The following is a 6,069-nucleotide window of genomic DNA, read 5'->3' as shown; positions in this document are numbered from 1 at the left end:
AGCGACGGTCGTCACGGTCACGGCCGCCGCCGAAGCCACCGGAACGACGCTCGTCACGGTCACGGTTGAAGCCACCCGAACGGCGGTCGTCACGGTCCCGGTCGCGGTCACGCGCGAAGGCCGGACGCTCGGTGCGCGCCTCGCGGTACGACGAGGTGCGCTCCTCCGCCTGCGGCGCGGCCGCGGCAGCGGGGGCCTCGGCGGCGGCCGGGGCGTCGGTCGCGGCCTGCTCGCCCGCCTCCTCGGCGGCCGGGGCCTCGTCCTCGATGCCCAGCTCGGCCCGCTCGCGCGCCGCACGGGCGGCCAGACGGTCGGCCTCCTCGCGCAGCTCGGTGGCGCGGCGCTGGGCGCGCTCCAGCTGGCGGGTCATGTCGGCGAGCTCGCGCTCGGCGGCACCGGCGATGTTGGCGGCGCTCTCGGCCTGGACCTCGGTGAGCGAGCGGGCGCCGGTGATCTTGGCGACCTCGGCGTCGAAGGCGTGGTCCAGGATGTGGCGGCTGGCGTCGACGCCCGCGTCCTCCATCAGGCGGAAGACGCCGCGGCGCTGGTGCGGCAGCACCAGGGTGACGACGGCGCCGGAGCGGCCGGCACGGGCGGTGCGGCCGGAGCGGTGCAGGTAGTCCTTGTGGTCGCCGGCCGGGTCCACGTTGAGGACCAGATCGATGCCGTCGACGTGGATGCCGCGGGCGGCGACGTCGGTGGCGACGACGACGTTGACGTAGCCGTCCTTGAAGTCGCCGAGGACGCGGGTGCGGGCGCCCTGGGTCATGCCGCCGTGCAGCGCGTCGGCCTTGACGCCGGCCTCGATCAGCTGCTCGGCGACGCGGTCGGCGCCCATCTGGGTGCGGACGAAGATGATCGTGCGGCCCTTGCGGGCGGCGATCGCGTTGGTGATCGGCGCCTTGTCCTTGGGCTTCACCACGAGGATGTGGTGGGTCATGGTGGTGACGGCGCCGGCCGACGGGTCGACCTCGTGGGTGACCGGGCTCTTGAGGTAACGCTTCACCAGGGTGTCGATCTCGTTCTCCAGGGTGGCGGAGAACAGCAGGCGCTGGCCGCCGGCCGGCACCTGGTCGAGGATCTCGGTGACCTCGGGCAGGAAGCCCATGTCGGCCATCTGGTCGGCCTCGTCGAGGACGACGGTCTGGACGTCGTCCAGCTTGGCGGAGCCGCGGTTCAGCAGGTCGCGCAGACGGCCGGGGGTGGCGACCAGGATGTCGACGCCGCGCTCCAGCGCGTAGATCTGGTTCGACATCGAGGTGCCGCCGCAGACGACCTTGAGGCGCAGGCCGAGCACCGAGCCGAAGGGCTCCAGGGCGTCGGCGACCTGCATGGCGAGCTCGCGGGTCGGGACCAGGATCAGGCCGCGCGGGTGCTTGGCGCGGGTGCGCTCGCCGTCGGCGAGGCGGGTCAGCAGCGGCAGGCCGAAGCTCAGGGTCTTGCCGGAGCCGGTGCGGCCGCGGCCCAGCACGTCCTTGCCGGCCAGGGCGTCCGGGATGGTCGCGGCCTGGATCGGGAACGGGGTGGTGACGCCGCGCTTGGCGAGGGCGCGGACGACGTCGTCGTGCAGGCCCAGGTCGCCGAAGGTGATGGTCGGCTCGGCGGCCTCCGCGGCCTCCGCGCTCTCCTCGGCGGTGTCGGCGGCGATCTCCTCGGCCATCTCCGCGGCCTCGGCGATCAGTTCGGTGTTGTCGGTGGCGTCGGTGACATCGGCGGCGGCCTCGTTCGCGGGCATGGCGAAGCGGGCGTCGTCAACGAGAGACATGCAAAACCTTCCGGAAGTGGCACGCGCCAAAGTCCGGGTTCTGTTTCACAACCGCCTCTATGCGGTCAGCCACGGATCGCCGGAACGCGCCAAGGGCGCCAGATGGGAGTAGGGCGCCAGTCAAATGGATCAAACGAACGATCTACCACCATAGAGGACCAACGGGACCGGAGGCAAACGTCCTGGCCAGCTTGCTAGTGCGCACCCGCGTGCGGACTCGGGGCCGCGGAACCGGAGCTCCCCGGGGAGGGTTCCGGGGCCGGCGGGACGGTTGCGGCGGGCGTGGTGTGCTCCGGCTCGGGGGAGCTGGACGGACGGCCGCTCGGGGTGGCCGACGGGGTCCCGGCCGAACCGCCGCCGGAGCGGCCCTCGCCGGTGCCGCCCGCCCCGCCCGTGCCGCCGGGACCGGCGGTGCCTCCGCTGCCGGCCGAAGCGCCGCCCGGGTGGGGCGCGGGGCTCGGCCCACCGCTCGTCGAAGCGCCGCCCGGCGCGCTCTCGGGAGCGCCCGCCCCCGGCACCGGGACCACGCCGGCGACCACGCCGTTCGCACCCGGCGCGACCTCACCCGCCACGGTGGGCGTGGCCCCGGCGGGCGCGTTCTCTGCCTGCAAGCCCCCAGGACGCTCCGGGCGCCCCGAGACGCCCCCCGGGTGCCCGGCACCGGGCGAGGCCGGGGGACCGGCCGTCGCCCCCGGCTTGCCCGCCGGACCGGCCTGCCCGACCGGGGCCACCCCGCCGTGCTTCTCGTCCGCCGTCGGACCGACCGACATGCAGCCGGTCAGCCCCAGCCCGGCCACCGCCAGCACCGCCGCCGCCCGTACCGCGCGTGACCGCCGCAGCGCCGTCTCCCGCAGCGCCGTCTCCCGCAGCGGCGCGGCCACCCGCGCCCGAACCGCCCGCACCGTCCGCACCGAAGCCACCGAGCTTCCTCTCCACCGCCCCACCCGGGCCGCCCACTGGCGCGCGGCCGCTTTCGGTGCCCAACGCGCGCCGGGCGCGGCGGGACACGGGCTGCACGGCAGTTCTCGGGCGGCTCCCGACGGCTCCCGACGGCTCCCGACGGCTCGCGGACGGCTCGCGGACGGCTCGCGGACGGGCCCGCTCAGCCCCAGAGCGCCGAGGCCAGCTCCGCCCCCGCGTAGACCGCGGTCAGGCCGGCCGCCAGGCTGCCGGCCACGTTCGCCACCGCGTACCGCACGGCGCCGGCCTCGGCCAGTCGCAGCGTCTCGTACGAGAAGGTCGAGTAGGTGGTCAGCGCCCCGCAGAAGCCCGTCCCGACCAGCAGTTGGACGTGCGAGGAGGCCGCGCCGGCCGCCACCGCCCCGGCCAGCAGGCCGAACACCAGGCAGCCGAACACGTTCACCGTGAAGGTGCCCCACGGGAACACCGAGTCGTGCCGGGACTGCACCGCCCGGTCGGTCAGGTACCGCAGCGGCGCGCCGACGACGGCGCCCGCCACCACCAGCAGCCAGTTCACCGTGCTCCCCCGCCCGCGCCGCGCTCGGCCGCACGGCCGGTGTACCGGACGACCTCGCAGTGGTCCAGCACCACCAGCCCCTCGGCCACCAGCCCCTCCAGCTGCGGCAGGAACGCCCGCACCCGTTCCTCCTCGTCCACGATCACCACCGCCACCGGCAGGTCCTCGCTCAGCGACAGCAGCCGGGCCGTGTGCACCAGCGACGAGGCGCCGAACCCCTCGATGCCCCGGAACACGCTCGCCCCGGCCAGCCCGGTCGCCCGCGCCCGGTGCACGACCTCGCTGTACACCGGGCGGTGGTGCCACATGTCGCTCTCGCCCACCAGCACGGTCAGCCGCAGCGCCGGCCCGCTCAGCCGGATCACCGGGCACCCCCGTCGCGGACCGGGCGCCGGATCAGACGCCGGGTCAGCACCGCCGCCGCCCACACCGCGCCGAGCGCGCCCAGCAGGGTCAGCCCCAGGTACGCCAGCCCGGGCCCCGGCCGCCCCGCCTCCAGCAGCCGACGGATGTCCACCGAGTAGGTCGAGAAGGTGGTGAACCCGCCCAGCACCCCGGTGCCGAAGAACGGCCGCAGCAGCGGATGCGCCGGACGCCCCTCGGTGATCGCCACCAGGAACACCCCGATCACCGCGCAGCCGACCACGTTGATCAGCAGCGTCGTCCACGGGAACGCCGTCGGCCCGGTCTCCCAGCCCAGCCCGGCCGCGTACCGGGCCACCGCCCCGATCGCGCCGCCCACCGCGACCACCGCCACGGCCGGCCCCTGCCCGCGCAGCACCGGCGGCCGGCCCCGCACCGCCGCCGGGGCCGGCGACCCGGTCCGCACCGGGCCCTCCGTGGTGTCGTCCAAGGCGTCCTCCGAAGTCGTCACGGCCCCATCAAACACCGGCGTCCGCTGTCTGGCACGCCGTCACCCGAGACCCGACAATGATCCGGTGGAGATGACCCGGGAAGAGTTCGAAACACTGGTCAGCGACGCCCTGGACCAGATCCCCCCGAAGCTCGCCGCCATGATGGACAACGTCGCGGTCTTCGTCGAGGACGAACCCGACCCCGACGACCCCGAACTCCTCGGCCTCTACGAGGGCACGCCGCTGACCGAGCGCGGCGAGTGGTACGCCGGGGTCCTGCCCGACCGCATCCTGATCTACCGCGGCCCCACCCTGCGCCACTGCGAGACCCGCGAACAGGTGGTCGAGGAGGTCCGCACCACCGTCATCCACGAGGTCGCCCACCACTTCGGCTTCGACGACCACGAGCTGGACGAGCTCGGCTGGTCCTGACCCCCGCCCAGGCCCGGCCCCCCACCCGGCCCAAACCCGTTTTGGCGATCCGCCCCGCATCCCATATGCTTCTCGACGTCCCCGAACGCTGGAAACAGCGGGACAGGCCGCAAGCCCTCATCGTCTAGTGGCCCAGGACGCCGCCCTTTCAAGGCGGTAGCACGGGTTCGAATCCCGTTGGGGGCACGCAGTACACCGTAGTAAAGTGCAGTACCGCAAGACCTTAGTGGTTCGCCACTACAAGGTCCCGTGGAGCAGTTGGTTAGCTCGCCACCCTGTCAAGGTGGAGGTCGCGGGTTCAAGTCCCGTCGGGATCGCTCGTCTCGCAAGAGACGGTGCAGTACGGCCAGGTAGCTCAGTTGGTACGAGCGTCCGCCTGAAAAGCGGAAGGTCGCCGGTTCGACCCCGGCCCTGGCCACATAGCCTGACCAGGCACGATGCCCTCGAAGCAGATCGCTTCGGGGGCATTTTTGCGTTGTTTGACGCCAACGGACGGCGGACGGTCAGCGTCCTCCTGCCCGAGGACGAGTACGTGACGTACTTGACGTACTTCACGCCCGGCGCGACCCTGGTTCTCGGACGAGGAGGCTCCCCATGACAGCAGTCCACTACGAGAGCTACACCGAAGCCCGAGCGCACCTGAAGGACCTACTGGACGCGGCAGGGCAAGGTCGGGTCGCGACCGTTCGCCGGGACACCGGGTACGCGGCGGTGGTCGACGCGGGGCGGCTGCGCCACGCCCTCATGCTGCTGTGTCCGTCCAAGGCCGAGGTGGTCGCCGAGGGAGGTGGCTGGTCGGTGTTCTTCCCCGGCCTCCCGGTCGCCGCGGACGGCGGCACGTTCGATGAGGCCATCGACGAGATGGTCGACGCGCTCCGCGAGTACGCGGAGGACTGGCAGGACCGACTCCTGAGTGCTCCGAACCACCGTGACAACTGGGGCCTGGTCCAGCTGATCGGTCTCAGCGACGACGCGCAGCTCCGCGACTGGCTGCTCGGAGTCGCGAAGTGACCTGGCCTCAGCCGACACGCGAACGACACGAGCAGTTCTGCAAGGCTGAAGGCTGGGATCGCGTACGTGACGCGCGCGGTCGCACCGGCACCCACCACATCACCTATGAGTTCGGGCTCCCCGATGGGCGGATCCTGCGTACTCGGGTGTCGCATCCGGTCGACCGCACCGTGTACGGCGCGAGCATGTGGGCGCACATCCTCCGCGATCAGCTGGACGTGACGGAGGATGTCTTCTGGCCATGCGTCCTGGACGGCACGCTTCCCGATCGAGGCGCGCCCGAGCCACCACGCGAGGCGCTTCCCGTAGATCTGGTCTACATGCTGATCAACCGCGTCGGGCTCACCGAGGACCAGGTCGCCGAGCTGGACAAGGCCCAGGCGATCGCGCGACTCCAGCAGTTCTGGACCGAGGGCCACTGACACGCTGCCCTCGCTGCCGATTCAACGCGCCCAGCGTCCCGAGCTCCTACCCCGGGCCTGGAAGCTCCGAGGCGACTTCACCGCCACGACGCGGCGCACATCGCCCTG

At 72.9% G+C, this 6,069-nt stretch carries 8 protein-coding genes and 3 tRNA genes; 6 read left to right on the top strand and 5 right to left on the bottom strand.

All coding sequences use genetic code 11. The features are described 5' to 3' along the window. From ACIRYZ_RS29980 to crcB (ACIRYZ_RS29960), 5 genes are all read right to left on the bottom strand, one after another. Window positions 1–1,765: DEAD/DEAH box helicase (locus tag ACIRYZ_RS29980; RefSeq protein ID WP_402950115.1), on the bottom strand; the 1,765-nt coding region annotated here is incomplete at its 3' end. 194 nt (window positions 1,766–1,959) lie between these two features. After that, window positions 1,960–2,685: a hypothetical protein gene (locus tag ACIRYZ_RS29975; RefSeq protein ID WP_402950112.1), complete on the bottom strand. Its 726-nt coding sequence runs from the start codon at window positions 2,683–2,685 to the stop codon at window positions 1,960–1,962. Window positions 2,686–2,867: 182 nt separating this feature from the next. Next, window positions 2,868–3,242 (bottom strand): fluoride efflux transporter CrcB, encoded by a 375-nt coding sequence (gene crcB / locus ACIRYZ_RS29970; RefSeq protein ID WP_402950109.1) that lies wholly within the window; start codon window positions 3,240–3,242, stop codon window positions 2,868–2,870. After that, window positions 3,239–3,607 carry a DUF190 domain-containing protein gene (locus ACIRYZ_RS29965; protein ID WP_402950106.1) on the bottom strand — a complete coding sequence of 123 codons (369 nt, stop codon included), beginning with the start codon at window positions 3,605–3,607 and terminating at the stop codon, window positions 3,239–3,241. Before ACIRYZ_RS29965 ends, crcB (ACIRYZ_RS29970) begins: the two co-directional genes overlap by 4 nt. Then, window positions 3,604–4,116 (bottom strand): fluoride efflux transporter CrcB, encoded by a 513-nt coding sequence (crcB, locus tag ACIRYZ_RS29960; protein WP_402950103.1) that lies wholly within the window; start codon window positions 4,114–4,116, stop codon window positions 3,604–3,606. The genes ACIRYZ_RS29965 and crcB (ACIRYZ_RS29960) overlap by 4 nt, the downstream gene beginning before the upstream one ends. A gap of 70 nt (window positions 4,117–4,186) precedes the next feature. Between crcB (ACIRYZ_RS29960) and ACIRYZ_RS29955 the strand changes: the two genes are divergently transcribed. From ACIRYZ_RS29955 to ACIRYZ_RS29930, 6 genes are all read left to right on the top strand, one after another. Beyond that, window positions 4,187–4,528 (top strand): metallopeptidase family protein, encoded by a 342-nt coding sequence (locus tag ACIRYZ_RS29955; RefSeq protein WP_393035019.1) that lies wholly within the window; start codon window positions 4,187–4,189, stop codon window positions 4,526–4,528. Between the two features lie 113 nt (window positions 4,529–4,641). Next, a tRNA-Glu gene (locus ACIRYZ_RS29950) sits at window positions 4,642–4,714 on the top strand. Window positions 4,715–4,771: 57 nt separating this feature from the next. Further along, window positions 4,772–4,845 (top strand) — tRNA-Asp (locus tag ACIRYZ_RS29945). A gap of 27 nt (window positions 4,846–4,872) precedes the next feature. Beyond that, window positions 4,873–4,946: transfer RNA gene (locus tag ACIRYZ_RS29940), tRNA-Phe, on the top strand. 176 nt (window positions 4,947–5,122) lie between these two features. Continuing rightward, window positions 5,123–5,539 carry a prevent-host-death protein gene (locus ACIRYZ_RS29935; RefSeq protein WP_402950101.1) on the top strand — a complete coding sequence of 139 codons (417 nt, stop codon included), beginning with the start codon at window positions 5,123–5,125 and terminating at the stop codon, window positions 5,537–5,539. Next, a complete protein-coding gene (locus tag ACIRYZ_RS29930; RefSeq protein ID WP_402950098.1) occupies window positions 5,536–5,961 on the top strand; it encodes a cytotoxic translational repressor of toxin-antitoxin stability system in 426 nt (141 codons plus the stop codon). Before ACIRYZ_RS29935 ends, ACIRYZ_RS29930 begins: the two co-directional genes overlap by 4 nt. Window positions 5,962–6,069 lie beyond the last annotated feature (108 nt).

Source organism: Kitasatospora sp. NPDC101155 (assembly GCF_044768305.1).
Lineage (GTDB): Bacteria > Actinomycetota > Actinomycetes > Streptomycetales > Streptomycetaceae > Kitasatospora.
This window is presented reverse-complemented; position numbering and strand designations above follow the sequence as displayed.

Excerpts from the sequence above, each read along its gene's own strand:
- ACIRYZ_RS29955 (WP_393035019.1), top strand. The coding sequence starts at position 4,187 with ATGACCCGGGAAGAGTTCGAAACACTGGTCAGCGACGCCCTGGACCAG.
- ACIRYZ_RS29935 (WP_402950101.1), top strand. The coding sequence starts at position 5,123 with ATGACAGCAGTCCACTACGAGAGCTACACCGAAGCCCGAGCGCACCTG.